Genomic DNA, 12,991 nt, shown 5'->3' with positions numbered 1-12,991 from the left:
CGCCCGTTGCGCCCGGGAGGTGACGCACCCCGTGGGCCGTCATTGCTCCATCGCCGCGTCCCATGCGGCGAGGAAACTCTCCCGGTTCAAACGGTCCAGATAGACCATCAACGCCGGTCCCAAGCGGATCGGCCCGAAGGGCGATCTTTCCGCCTGGCCCCGCGATTGCAGCGGCGGAAGGACCGGCTCGGCCGGACCCTCTCCCATTCCTTCTCGCAACAGCGCGTCCAGCATCGCGCCCGCGGCCGCCACCTCCGTCGCCGTCACCGGGATCAATGCCGTGCGCAACATCACGTTTGCAAAATCCTCGACCGGCAAGATCGCCAATCCTTCGTCGCGATCCAACCGCTGCACGGCGTAAGAGCCAAGGACGTTGTAGGCCAGCGCCAGATCGCCGCGCGCCACCGCGTCCAGCATTTGTCCAGAGCAGCAGAAAAGCTGCGCATCCAGCCGCCCCATCACCTCCGTCAGGCGCCAATAGGCGTCTGAGGCGCGCGCCTCTTGCGTGGCGAACAGATACCCAAGGCCCGAGGCGTGAAGGTCATAAGTCCCCAAACGGCCCGAAAACCGCTCCGGATTGTCGCGCAACAGCGTCACCAGCTCCGCACGGGTGCGGGGCAGGGCAAGGCCGTTGAAAAGCGCCTCGTTGATCACGATCACGGCGGGCTCTGCGGTGAAGGCAAAGAGTTGATCGTTCCACCGCGCCCAGTCCGGCAAGATTTCGGTCACGCCGCTGGCGTAGCGCCGCGCATAGCCGTCATTTGCAAGCGTGAATTGCAGATCCATCGCCGAGGACAACACCAGATCAAACGCCGCCCCGCCCCGGATCGCCCGGTTCAACTCTGCCGAGGATGCCGTGACATAATCGATCCCCACTTCGGGGTTTGCCTCTTGAAAGCGCAAGATAAACGGCTCGAACACATCCAGATCCGCGGTCGAGATCACTCGCAGAACGGCCTGACCCGTGCCGGGATAGGCCCGTCGATCCTCGATCTCGAATTCTTGCCCCTGCGCCCCTGCCACTGGAAGCGATGAAAGCACGGTCGCAAGAATAGCCGCCCTCAAGCCGCTGGCAAAATCAGCCATACGCATGCGCCCCCCCCCTCTGCCAAACCCAACTCCAGGCGCCCGCCATGGGCACGCAACGCCAACTCCGCGATGGTCAATCCCAGGCCCGAACCTACGATGCCCTCCACCTTGTCGCCGCGTCGAAACCGTTCGGTCAGATGCGCGGCAGAGCCTTCGCCAAACCCGTCCCCCTCATCGCGGATGCTGACGCGCGCCTCGTCCTTGACCCGCGCCACGTCAATGCGCACCACCGTCTCGGCAGGCGAATACTTGATCGCATTGTCCAACACGTTGCGTAGGGCGTTTTGCAGCACGATCGCATCCCCTTCGACCGAGACGTCTGAAAGGTCCATCGCAATATCGATGTCCTTCATTTCTGCCGTGGGGCGCAAGGCATCCACGACCGCGCCGACAAGCGCAGGCACGTCCACCCGGTCCCGGGCCAGATCATCGGCACGGAACGACACCATCGCATGGTCCAGAAGCTGTGACGCTGACCGTGACGACTCGTCCACGGCCCGGATCACCCGGCGCAATGTCTGCTTCTGCCCCTCTTCCTCGACCGAATGCAGCGCTATTTCCGCCTGCGTGCGCACGATCGCCAGTGGGGTGCGCACCCGGTGTGCCGCCTCGGCGATGAAATCCTCGGATCGCTTGATGGAGCCCTCAAGCCGCTGCATCAACCGGTTGAGCGCCCGTACCAACGGCATCAATTCCGGGGGACCGCGTCGGCGCAGCGGCCGCAGATCTGAGGGCCCCCGCGTCGCCACGTTCAGCGCCATCGTATTGAGCGGTCGAAGCGAAGCGCGCACCGCGACGGCCGACATCCCCACCGCCAGAAGGAACACGCCGACCGACAACACCGCCGCTTGCCGTGACAGCCCCGCCGCAATGCCCTGCACCCCGTCGCGCGTCTGGGCCAGCGTCACCGTGATCGGCACCGCCTCGCCATCGGACAAGATCACCCGCATGACCGAGACGGCGCGGACCGGCACATCCCGGTACTCCACCGTCGCGAACTCCACCTCTCCCGGAACCACGTCCGGCCCCTCCAGGTCGGCGTAGCCCGTCAGCACATCGTCTCCGGTCGCGACCCGGTAGAACACCCGATCCTCACTGATTGCCCCCAGCATCGAGAAGGCGGCATAGGGAAGTTCCAATCGCACCTGTCCGCTTTCCGAGCGCAACGTCTCGGCGATGGCGGTGGCCGAGGCCGCAAGGATATTATCCTGCGTCCGCCCCGCCGCTTCTAGCGCGAAACTTGTCACCATGCCCCAGCTGATCAACGCCAGCAGGGCCACGATGGCTGCAAGGAAAAGGGTCAGTTTCCGGGCGATGGGCCAGCTTGGTGTCGCGCCGGAGGCGCGCTGAGCCGTCGCGCCGGAGGCGCGCTGAGTTGCCCCGCCGGAGGCGCGCTGGGGCTCTCTGTCACTCACAGGGACATCCGGTAACCGGCCCCGCGCACCGTCTCGATCTTCACGCCGACCCCATCCAGCTTGCGCCGCAAGCGACCGACATAGACCTCGATCGCATTCTCGGTGACATCCGCATCGTGAGAGAACAGGCGATCCATCAACTGGGACTTGCTGAGGATGTGGCCCGGATTGCGGGCGAAAACCTCAAGCAGCCGGATCTCGCGGTTGCGCAGCTCAACCAGGGCGTCGCCTGCGCGCAGGGTTCCCGCCGTGGGGTCGAACACGGCCTGTCCCAGCGCGACTTCATTCTTTGCCGCGCCCCCCCGACGGCGCAGCACGGCACGGCAGCGGGCCTCCAGTTCGCTGAAGTCGAAGGGCTTGGTGATGTAATCGTCGGCCCCCTGATCCAGCGCGCCCACCCGGTCACTGATCTGGCTGCGCGCGGTCAGCACGATCACCGGCGTCTCCAGCCGATCGCGCCATTGTGCCAAGCGGTCGCGGCCATCGCCGTCGGGCAGCATCACGTCGAGCAAGATCAGGTCGTATTCCGCCACCGCTAGGCAATCCTCGGCATCCGCGAGCGTGCCTGCATGGTCCACGGGGTGGCCGTCCAGCCCCAGCCGCGCCATCACGGCCTCGGCCAGTTCCGCATTATCCTCCACCAGTAAAAACCGCATGATATCCCCCCGAGCCACAACTTGCCGCCCACGGGGCGCAGGTGCAAGCGAGCATCCACAGCATTGGGGCCCTGTTCGCCGATCTTCGTGGCCTCGATGGCAAGCCCAACACGACGAACATTATAGTCCCGTCATGCCCACGCGCGAAGCCATGGTCTTGCCTCTCGCTTCTCCTCCAAACTTTTTTGCTCACGGCCCTGTCGGGCCTCATGGCCGCCCTGGCCGTTGCCCAAACCCCACGGTTTTGCCTGTCTCCACTGATTTCAACCATCGACGACATCCCGAGGTTTCGCCATCACGTCGCAGGCCCGCAGGCCCGCAGGCCCGCAGGCCCGCAGGCCCGCAGGCTGACGGTGATCTGTTCGTCCCGCAATTGACCCTTGATGAGCCGATCATGCGCCTAGTGGACGGCACGCGCCTGGTTCCGATTGGCCAAAGCGGTGTCACCCCCTTCGCCTTTGGTGACTTTGTTTCGACCCCATCCGGAGAGATCTATGCAACAAGCTGGGGGCGTGATGGCGCCTGGCTGCTACGGTTCGATCCCGCAGCAGATCACTTTGCGACAGTGTCGCCAGATGGCTCCTCCGATCCGATCCCGGCGCGTACGATCAGTTGGTCTACCCCGATGCAAGCCCTTTTGGTTGCTGAAGGCGGACACGGGGACGACCCACACCGCGCTTCTGTTTCAACATTTGCCAATGGGACGCTCACGCGGATAGGTGGGCTGTCGGGGGAGGGCTGGATCACCAACATCACCAACTTTCCCGACCACAATCTGACCGTCATGATCACCGAGGATGATCATACCGTCTACACCATCGACGCCACGCAAACCCTGACCCGTGTGGGCGACCTGGGCCTCTACCGCCCGCGCAGTATCAGCGGGGTCACGTTCCTGCCTGATCCGCCGCGCCTTGCGATTGCCACCCATAACACCAACCATCTGTTTCAGATGCGCCTGACGCAAACAGATGGCATCTGGCGCCCGGCCGATGGGCCGATTTCGGGCGATGTTCTGGCCATTCTGGAACCCAACAATACCATTCGGGGATTCTTCCGACGCACGGTGTTTGATGCTGTCTCATCGACCTATCTGACCTATGGCTTCCGGTTTGAGAACGGTTTGCATCGCTGGCGCACGCGGCGGTCCGAGACCGTTCGCCAAAACGCCCTTGGTCTGTACCGCGTGGCGGGGCAGGGTCTTGTTCAAATCGACGCGACCGATCCTGCTGTTCTTACCTCACTGCCCCCATGGCTGCACTATCAGATAGAGGGCGCAACACTGCCTGTCCCGACTGCGGGCCTGAGTGCGGGCCTCACGCTGATACTCGACCTCGATGATCTCCATGTGCGCGACGCGTCGGGGGAGCTATACGAGATCGAAAATCTTGAGACGCTGGAAGCAGCCCTTACGGCACAGGCTGGTACGGGGCGCGTGTATCCGGACCGTGTTTTGCCGTTTTCGAATCGTGCGGATGCCCTCTTCTCCGTCGGAGTTCAGGTTTTTCTCCTCCATGACCGCACAAACGCAGAGGTATATTCCTGTCAATCAGGCCGCTGACACTGCGTTTTCGCCCTTATCATGCCCCTATCAGCTCCATGTCAGGCCTGTGTCAGCTTCAGATGCAACGATTAAGAAATGGGCGGCATATGATCGCCTGTCAAATGGGAGGAATACCAATGAAACTGACCCGTCGGGTTATGATGACCGCTGCCGCCGCCATGGTGGCTTTTTCCGGTGCTGCGCAGGCCGATGGCCACCAGCAGATGGAATCCCTTCACTTCCTGATCCCCGGCGGCGCCGGTGGCGGTTGGGACGGCACCGCGCGCGGCACGGGCGAAGCCCTGACAGCGTCGGGCCTTGTCGGCACGGCTTCTTATGAGAACATGTCCGGTGGTGGCGGCGGTGTCGCGATTGCCCACATGATCGAGAACGCCGACAGCATGGGCAACACGATGATGGTGAACTCCACCCCCATCGTCATTCGCGCCCTCACTGGCGAGATTTCGCAGAACTTCCGCGACCTGACGCTGGTTGCTGGCACCATCGGTGACTACGCCGCGATCGTGGTGAACTCCGACAGCGAGTTGGGTTCCATGGATGATCTGCTGGCGGCCTACCGCGCCGACGCGAACCGCTTCGCCATCGGCGGCGGTTCGGTGCCCGGCGGCCTGGACCACCTTGTCGCGGCCCAGGTGATGCAAGCGGCGGGCGAAGATCCCACCGGCTTCAACTACATTGCCTACGACGCCGGCGGTGCCGCCATGGCAGGCCTTCTGTCCGGTGAGATCGCGGCCCTGTCCACCGGTCTGTCCGAGGCGATCGCCTTGGCAGAGCAGGGTGAAGTCCGCATCCTCGGCATCACCTCGCCCGAGCGTGTGCCCGCCTATCCCGATGGCATGACCATGGTCGAGCAGGGCATCGACACCACCTTCGTCAACTGGCGCGGCTTCTTCGCGGCACCGGGGATCTCCGACGAAGATCTGGCCGCGTTCCAAAGCGTCCTGGCCGCGATGTATGACACGCCCGAGTGGGAAGAGGTGCGCGCGCGCAACGGTTGGGTCAACATCTACAACAACGGTGACGACTTCCGGACCTTCCTTGAGGCGCAGGAAACCGAGCTGCGTGACCTGATGACGGCTCTGGGCTTCCTGTAATCCCACCCGACACGAAGGGTGCGCGGGGACCCCTCGCGCACCTGTTCCGGGGCTCGGTTCGTGCCCCATACCACTGAAAAAATCTTGGGAGGGGACATCATGGCGCTGGATCGCTGGATCGCGCTGGTTTTTGTGGGGGTCTGCATTGTCTACGGATACGCAGCCTTCTTCACGATGGACCAGGGCCTGCCCCCCTTCATGCAACGCAATCCCGTGTGGCCCTCGACGTTCCCCAAGATCCTCAGCGTCGCGGGTGTGATCTGCGGCATGATCGTTTTGCTGGGGCTTGAGAAATCCGCCGTCGAGAAAGAGCCCTCGGCAACCGATATCAACTACCGCCGCCTGGGCGACTACAACACATGGTCCGCCGTGGGTCTGCTGGCGCTGATGGTCGTTTACGCCCTGGCGCTGCGCCCGATTGGCTTTATCGCCTCGACCATCCTTTTTCTTTCCCTCGGCGGTGTCATTCTGGGGGAACGGAAATTCCACATCCTGATCCCCGTCGCCGCCGTTGCCACCTTCATCATCTGGTATCTCGTGCAAGAGGTTCTGGGCATCTTCCTGCGGCCTTGGCCGTTCTTCCTGGCGTAAGGGGACCGAACAATGCTTGAAGGACTCATGATCGGCCTGCAAACGGCCATCAACCCGTTCAACCTCGGCATGGTCGTTTTTGGCTGTGTGATCGGCACCTTCATCGGCATGTTGCCGGGTCTGGGGCCCATGTCGATCATCGCCATCATGATCCCGATCGCCATCACGTTGGGTGATCCCACCGCGGCGCTGATCCTTCTGTCGGGCGTCTACTACGGTGCTATTTTCGGCGGCTCCACGTCGTCGATCCTTCTGAATGCGCCGGGGGTCGCGGGGACTGTCGCCACCGCCTTCGATGGCTATCCGATGGCCCAGAAGGGCCAGGCGGGCAAGGCGCTGACCATTGCCGCCGTGTCGTCTTTTGCAGGCGGCACCATCGGCGCGATCCTTCTGATGATCTTTGCTCCGGCGCTGTCGTCCGTGGCGCTGCTGTTCCACTCGGCCGAATACTTCGCACTCATGGTCGTCGGCCTGTCGGCGATTGCAGCTTTCGCAGGCTCGGGGCAGGTCGGCAAAGCGGTGATGATGACCCTTCTGGGCCTGATCATGGCCACCGTGGGCGAAGGCGCATTGTTCCCCGCGCCGCGTTTCACCGGCGGCATCATGGAGCTTCAGTCCGGTTTTGGTTTCATCACGCTGGCGATGGCCATGTTCGCCCTGCCCGAAGCGATGTTCCTTGTGATGAACCCCGCGCGATCCTCCCAGGGCGGGGCTGATGACAAGTCCGGCAAGATCGAGAACATGCGCATCACCCGGTCCGAGGCCCGCGCGATTGCCCCGGTGGTCGGCCGCCAATCCATTCAGGGCTTCTTCATCGGCGTCCTGCCGGGCGCAGGGGCCACCATCGCGTCGTTCCTTGGCTACGCCGTGGAGCGAAACCTCGCGACGAAAGAGGAACAGGCGGATTTCGGCAAGGGCTCCATCAAGGGTCTCGCCGCGCCTGAAACGGCCAACAACGCGGCCTGCACCGGGTCCTTCGTGCCGCTGCTGACCCTGGGCATTCCCGGATCAGGCACCACGGCGATCCTTCTGGGCGCGCTTCTTGCGCTCAACGTCACGCCGGGGCCGCGCCTGATGGTCGACGACCCGCAGGTGTTCTGGGCGGTCATCATCTCGATGTATATCGGCAACCTTGTGCTGCTGTTCCTCAACCTGCCGCTGATCCCCTATATCGCCAAGGTCCTATCGATCCCGCGCAACTACCTGATCCCGTTCATTTTGTTCTTCACCCTGATGGGCGCCTACATCGGCCAGAACAATGCTACCGAGCTGTTGATCTTGGTGGCTTTTGGTGTGATCGCCACGATCCTGCGGTTTGCGGATTACCCGCTGGCACCGTTGCTGATCGGCTTCATCCTCGGCACGATGCTGGAGGATAACTTCTCACGCTCCATGCAGCTCTATCAGGGTCTGGGCTTCATTCTGGAGCGTCCGATGACGATGGGCCTGCTGGCGCTTGCCGCCATCCTCGTGGTGTTGCCCACGTACCGCGCGGCGCGGTCACGCAACCGGGCAAAGGGCGTGGCGGATGGGGATTGAGCCGCTCAAGGGCGTCCGCGTCCTTGACCTGACCAACGTGCTGGCAGGCCCCTTCGCCTGCCATCAACTGGCGCATCTGGGGGCCGAGGTCATCAAGGTCGAGAACCCCAGGGGCGGGGATCTCGCCCGCAATCTGGGGGTCTCGCCCGAGTTATCCGCCAAGGGCATGGGCATCAGCTTTCTGGCGCAAAATGCAGGCAAGAAAAGCCTGACGTTGAACCTGAAACGCGCTGCGGGCAAAGAGGCGCTGAAGCGGCTGGTCGAAACCACCGACGTTCTGGTCGAAAACTTTCGGCCCGGCGTGATGGATCGCCTTGGCCTTGGCTATGACGTGTTGAAGGCCGTCAAACCCACGCTCATTTACTGCGCCATCTCGGGCTTCGGCCAAGGTGGCCCGTGGGCGGGCAATCCGGCGTATGATCAGATCGTTCAAGGTGCATCCGGCGTCATGTCGATCACCGGAACCGGAGAGCCCACCCGCGTCGGATACCCCCTGTCGGATACCATCGGCGGGCTAACCGCCGCAATGGCCATTGCCGCCGCCCTGAACGCGCGGCCGCGCGGCACCTTCATCGATGTGAGCATGCTGGAGGCGACGCTGGCGACCATGGGCTGGGTGGTTTCCAACCACCTGATCGGCGGGGTCGCGCCGCAAGCCAACGGGAATGAAAACCCGACCTCCGCGCCCTCCGGCACTTTCGAGGCCCAGGATGCGCCGCTCAACATCGCCGCCAACAAGGACGAACAATGGGAGGCCCTCGCGCCCCTCCTCGGTCGTGCCGACCTCCTCGCAGATGCGCGTTTCGTGACACGTGAAGATCGCAAGGCAAACCGCCACGCCTTGCGGGCGGAACTTGAAACCGTTCTCACGACCCGGTCTGCCGCCCATTGGGTGGCGCGTCTGAACGCCAATGGCATCCCGTCAGGTCCCGTCCTCAGCGTGCCGCAAATCCTGTCGCACCCCCAGGTCGCAGACCGGGGCCTTCTGGCCCGGTTCGACAACACCCCCGGCCTCGACACCCCTATCGACGTTGTCTCCACCGGGTTTCAACTGGACGGCACCCGCCCCACCGTGCCAACCCCGCCGCCCGCACTGGGCCAGGACACCCGCGACATCCTTCATGACCTAGGCTACCACGAAGACGACATCCGACACCTGGCCGAGGAGGGGGTGATATGAGCGACGCGAAAGATGATGTCGCAGACTGGTGGCGTACCTCCATCATCGATATGGAACCCGGCCGCATCACCATGCGCGGCACGCCCATCGAAAAGCTCATCGGCACCCAAAGCTTTGCCCAGATGATCTGGCTCATGGTCATGGGCACACCCCTGTCGCCCCCCCAGGCCGCTCTGTTCGAGGCCGCCCTGGTGGCCGCCGTCGACCACGGACCCCAGGCCCCTTCCATCGCGGCGGCTCGTATGGCCGTGACCTGCGGCGTTGGCCTGAACAACGCGATGGCCACGGGCGTGAACATGTTGGGTGATGTCCACGGCGGGGCAGGGGAGCAGGCCGTGGCGCTCTACCACCATGTCCAGCAGGCGGGGCCTGAAAGCCTTGCCCAATCGCTTGACAGCTGGCGCGCTGAGCATGGCCGCTACCTTCCCGGCTTCGGTCATCGTTTCCACACCCCCACGGACCCGCGCGCGCCGCGCCTTCTGCACCTCGTCGACGAAACCGCCAAGGTCGGGGCCGCCTCGGGGGCCTATGCCCAGATCGGCCGTGCGATCGAGGCCCACCTTGCCTGCGAACGCGGCAAACCCGTGCCGATGAACATCGATGGCGCCACCGCCGTCATCTACGCGGAACTCGGCTGCCCGGCTCCCCTGGCGCGGGGGTTCTTCTGCCTCTCGCGCTCGGTCGGCATCCTTGCGCACGCGTGGGAGCAAACCCAACAAGGCGGCCGCAACAAAGGGCCCACGCCCCCCGCCTACCGCTGGACGTTCGACGACACCTAGACACTGACCCTAAGACACTGGCACCTAGACACTGGCCGCCGCCCTGCTACGTTCCCGTCAACCACAATCGGAGGGGACTATCATGGCGAAACTGGCATTTCTGGGACTTGGCGTCATGGGCTACCCAATGGCCGCGCATCTCGTGAACGCAGGCCATTCGGTCACCGTCTACAACCGCACGACAGCCAAGGCCGAAAAGTGGGCATCCGACATCGGCGGCAGCTTCGCCCCGACCCCCCGAGAGGCTGCCGAGGGCGCGGATTTCGTCATGGCTTGCGTCGGCAATGACGACGACCTGCGCTCGGTCGTGGAGGGCGATGACGGCGCGCTTGCAGGCATGAAAAGCGGCGCGATCTTCGTGGATCACACCACGGTTTCAGCCCTCGTCACCCGCGAACTCGCGGCCGTCGCCGCGCAGCAGGATGTCGGCTGGGTCGACGCGCCGGTTTCGGGCGGCCAGGCCGGTGCCGAAAACGGCCAGCTCGCGATCATGTGCGGCGGCGCGGACGACCATTTCGCCGCCGCCAAACCGATCATCGCCGCCTACTCCAAGGGCACCGTCCACTTTGGCGACGTGGGCTCTGGACAGTTGACCAAGATGGTCAACCAGGTCTGCATCGCAGGCGCCATTCAGGCGGTGTCCGAGGGGCTTTACATGGCGATGCAAGCAGGCCTCGACGCCAAAAAGGTCGCTGACCTTGTGTCTCAAGGGGCAGGGGGAAGTTGGCAGCTTGCCAACCGCGCCGGGACCATGGTGGACAACGAATTCAACCATGGATTTGCCGTGGATTGGATGCGCAAGGACCTCGGGATTGCATTGGCCCAAGGCAAGGACATGGGCCTTTCGATGCCCGTCACCGCGCTGGTCGACCAGTTCTATGCCGAGGTGCAGCAGATGGGCGGTGGCCGTTGGGACACGTCTTCGCTGATCCAGCGCTTCCGCAAGATGAACGACGAGATCTGAGGGGAGGGCTTACCGGAGCACAATGTCGGCACTGCACACTTGCTGCCGCTCGCTGCGCCTGCGCCAATGTTTGCTTCAAAAGACCGATTGTAGGTTTCACAGCGGGCAACTGTTGGGCTGCCCGCAATGATGTTGACCATCGGCTTGCTACTCCATTGAGTTGAAGCCGATCATGTTCCCCTCAGTGTCTTGGCAAAGAAGGACCCAGCCGAAGTCTCCAATCGAGAATTTTGGCCGAACCACGGTGCCTCCAGCTTTCACGGCGCGTTCTTGCTGTAAGGCGCAATCCTCGACCATGAAGTACACAATGGTTCCACCAACGCCCGGACCCGCATGAGGAGCCTTGGTGAGAGCGCCACCTGCGCCATAGACGCTCATTTCAGCAGGAAAGCTTTTCATCTGCGTCTCGCCTGTTGGATCGCCCATTGGCTCAAGTGCCGTCCCGAGCATGGCTTCATAGAAGGCCACGGCGCGGTCCAGATCGTCCACGTAAATGTCGAACCATCCGACTGCGTTCATTTTTGTCATTCCATATTCCTTTGTATTTTTTGTGATCAAGGTGTTGCCGCGGTGGACTAGGCAGCCGCGTCTTGCGATTGACCGTCTGCTTCAACGGTGCTTTCGAGGTGCCAAATCTTGGAGACGATCTGCCAGCCGTCCGCGCCCCGCACGAAGCCAAGGTGATCGACGAACACGCTTTGGTGTGCCCTTATCCGGATTTTGACTGTGGCGCTGATCGGGGACAGAAAATCGACCATCAGGACCTCGGCTTCGCGGTCTTGACCTGTGCTGGCAGGTGATACACGTCCGCCCACATCGCGGCTGAAACTGTCGATAGGCTCGACAAAAACAGTGCCATTGTCGGCGTCGAACAGGCTGGATTGCGGGTGAAAAACTGAAGCCAGCTTCCCTGTGTCACAGAAGTGAATCGCATCGAAATAGGTTTCGATTGCGGTGAGAAGGTCGGTTTGAATTGTCATTGTCATGTCTCCGTTTTGATGTGTCGAACATGACTTGCCAGTCTCGGATTAATCGCGATACTGGCGATATTGACAATATGCGGTCGAATTCTGCCAACATGACGAAATGTGCCTCTTTGCCCGAAAAAAACGCGCTGGTGTGCGCCATTGCCTATGACGGATTGTGCACATTTGAATTCGGCATCGCCGTAGAGCTGTTCGCCTTGCCGCGACCTGAGTTCGAGGATTGGTACAGGTTTGCTACTGTGAAGGCAGAGCCAGGACCCATTCGCGCTTTGGGTGGGATTACGCTGGAGGCCGAAGAAGACCTCGGCCTGTTGCAAGATGCCAGTCTGATTATTGTGCCGGGATGGCGCGGCGCAGATACGCCTGTCCCAGAGGCGCTTTGCGCGGCATTGCGTGCAGCCTACGACCGCGGCGCGCGTGTCGCATCAATCTGCTCTGGTGTTTTTGTTCTGGCGGCAGCGGGCCTGTTGGATGGCAAAGCTGCGACAACCCATTGGCGCTACACTGACAAGCTGGCAGATACTTACCCAGGGATCGAGGTCGATCCGGACGTTCTTTTTGTTGAGTGCGACCGTGTGTTTACCTCTGCAGGATCGGCGGCAGGGCTGGACCTTGGTTTGCATATTATCAGGCAGGATTTTGGTGCGCAGGTTGCCGCATCCGTGGCCCGACGTTTGGTCCTGCCGGCACAACGAGATGGAGGCCAGCGGCAATTCATACCTCGTCCGGAACCAAAGGCCCGCGTTGGATCTGGGTTGGCGGCACTTCAGGATCGCATTAGGGCATCAATTGACGAAGAATGGCCTGTCGAGCGCATGGCCAGAACTGCGTCCACGAGTGGCCGAACTCTGGCGCGGCGATTTCATGAAGAGGCCGGAACGACCCCGCAGAATTGGCTCAAGATCGAAAGGGTATCGCGGGCCGCAGAGTTGCTTGAAAACGGAACAATTCCACTGTCGGATGTCTGGGAGGTTTGCGGGTTCGGGTCCGCCGAAACCTTTCGCCGTGAGTTTCGAAAAACGATGGGCGTCCCCCCCGTTCGCTACCGAGAGCGCTTGGGGGTTCCCCAAGTTGGTTAGCCTACAAATTTCACCCGACCAGCACTGTGGCGTTTGGCTTCTGAAAATATGCAGG

General features: G+C 62.5%; 13 protein-coding genes. 8 read left to right on the top strand and 5 right to left on the bottom strand.

What is annotated here, in order from left to right; genetic code table 11:
• Positions 1–39: 39 nt before the first annotated feature.
• Genes KUL25_RS11060 through KUL25_RS11050 form a run of 3 tightly spaced genes read right to left on the bottom strand, consistent with a single transcriptional unit; the run spans position 40 to position 3,160 of the window.
• Positions 40–1,092 (bottom strand): extracellular solute-binding protein, encoded by a 1,053-nt coding sequence (locus KUL25_RS11060; protein ID WP_257892988.1) that lies wholly within the window; start codon positions 1,090–1,092, stop codon positions 40–42.
• Positions 1,062–2,504 carry a sensor histidine kinase N-terminal domain-containing protein gene (locus KUL25_RS11055; protein ID WP_257892987.1) on the bottom strand — a complete coding sequence of 481 codons (1,443 nt, stop codon included), beginning with the start codon at positions 2,502–2,504 and terminating at the stop codon, positions 1,062–1,064. Before KUL25_RS11055 ends, KUL25_RS11060 begins: the two co-directional genes overlap by 31 nt.
• Positions 2,501–3,160 carry a response regulator transcription factor gene (locus KUL25_RS11050; RefSeq protein ID WP_068363861.1) on the bottom strand — a complete coding sequence of 220 codons (660 nt, stop codon included), beginning with the start codon at positions 3,158–3,160 and terminating at the stop codon, positions 2,501–2,503. The genes KUL25_RS11055 and KUL25_RS11050 overlap by 4 nt, the downstream gene beginning before the upstream one ends.
• A gap of 394 nt (positions 3,161–3,554) precedes the next feature.
• Here KUL25_RS11050 and KUL25_RS11045 point away from each other — a divergent pair, with 394 nt between their 5' ends.
• The 7 genes from KUL25_RS11045 (at position 3,555) to KUL25_RS11015 (ending at position 10,871) form a co-directional block, all read left to right on the top strand.
• Positions 3,555–4,721, top strand: a complete 1,167-nt coding sequence (locus tag KUL25_RS11045; RefSeq protein WP_257892986.1) for a hypothetical protein — start codon at positions 3,555–3,557, stop codon at positions 4,719–4,721.
• A 119-nt stretch (positions 4,722–4,840) separates the two neighbouring features.
• A complete protein-coding gene (locus KUL25_RS11040; protein WP_068363639.1) occupies positions 4,841–5,818 on the top strand; it encodes a tripartite tricarboxylate transporter substrate binding protein in 978 nt (325 codons plus the stop codon).
• A 99-nt stretch (positions 5,819–5,917) separates the two neighbouring features.
• Positions 5,918–6,409, top strand: a complete 492-nt coding sequence (locus KUL25_RS11035) for a tripartite tricarboxylate transporter TctB family protein (RefSeq protein WP_068363642.1) — start codon at positions 5,918–5,920, stop codon at positions 6,407–6,409.
• A gap of 12 nt (positions 6,410–6,421) precedes the next feature.
• Positions 6,422–7,948 (top strand): tripartite tricarboxylate transporter permease, encoded by a 1,527-nt coding sequence (locus tag KUL25_RS11030; RefSeq protein WP_257892985.1) that lies wholly within the window; start codon positions 6,422–6,424, stop codon positions 7,946–7,948.
• Complete coding sequence (locus KUL25_RS11025; RefSeq protein ID WP_257892984.1) at positions 7,938–9,128, top strand: CaiB/BaiF CoA transferase family protein; 1,191 nt, start codon at positions 7,938–7,940, stop codon at positions 9,126–9,128. Before KUL25_RS11030 ends, KUL25_RS11025 begins: the two co-directional genes overlap by 11 nt.
• Positions 9,125–9,907: a citryl-CoA lyase gene (locus KUL25_RS11020; RefSeq protein WP_257892983.1), complete on the top strand. Its 783-nt coding sequence runs from the start codon at positions 9,125–9,127 to the stop codon at positions 9,905–9,907. The genes KUL25_RS11025 and KUL25_RS11020 overlap by 4 nt, the downstream gene beginning before the upstream one ends.
• An 82-nt stretch (positions 9,908–9,989) precedes the next feature.
• Positions 9,990–10,871, top strand: a complete 882-nt coding sequence (locus KUL25_RS11015; RefSeq protein WP_257892982.1) for an NAD(P)-dependent oxidoreductase — start codon at positions 9,990–9,992, stop codon at positions 10,869–10,871.
• Positions 10,872–11,018: 147 nt separating this feature from the next.
• Here the strand turns inward: KUL25_RS11015 and KUL25_RS11010 are convergent, their stop codons facing one another.
• Positions 11,019–11,399: a VOC family protein gene (locus KUL25_RS11010; RefSeq protein WP_257892981.1), complete on the bottom strand. Its 381-nt coding sequence runs from the start codon at positions 11,397–11,399 to the stop codon at positions 11,019–11,021.
• A 47-nt stretch (positions 11,400–11,446) separates the two neighbouring features.
• On the bottom strand, positions 11,447–11,851 hold the full coding sequence (locus tag KUL25_RS11005) for a nuclear transport factor 2 family protein (RefSeq protein ID WP_257892980.1): 405 nt from the start codon (positions 11,849–11,851) through the stop codon (positions 11,447–11,449).
• A gap of 98 nt (positions 11,852–11,949) precedes the next feature.
• On the opposite strand from KUL25_RS11005, the gene ftrA reads away from it, so the two are divergent.
• Positions 11,950–12,936, top strand: a complete 987-nt coding sequence (gene ftrA / locus KUL25_RS11000; protein WP_257892979.1) for a transcriptional regulator FtrA — start codon at positions 11,950–11,952, stop codon at positions 12,934–12,936.
• Positions 12,937–12,991: the final 55 nt, after the last annotated feature.

This window comes from Gymnodinialimonas phycosphaerae, assembly GCF_019195455.1.
Lineage (GTDB): Bacteria > Pseudomonadota > Alphaproteobacteria > Rhodobacterales > Rhodobacteraceae > Gymnodinialimonas > Gymnodinialimonas phycosphaerae.
The sequence above is the reverse complement of the archived record's forward strand: the minus strand, read 5'-3'. Positions and strand labels throughout refer to the sequence as shown.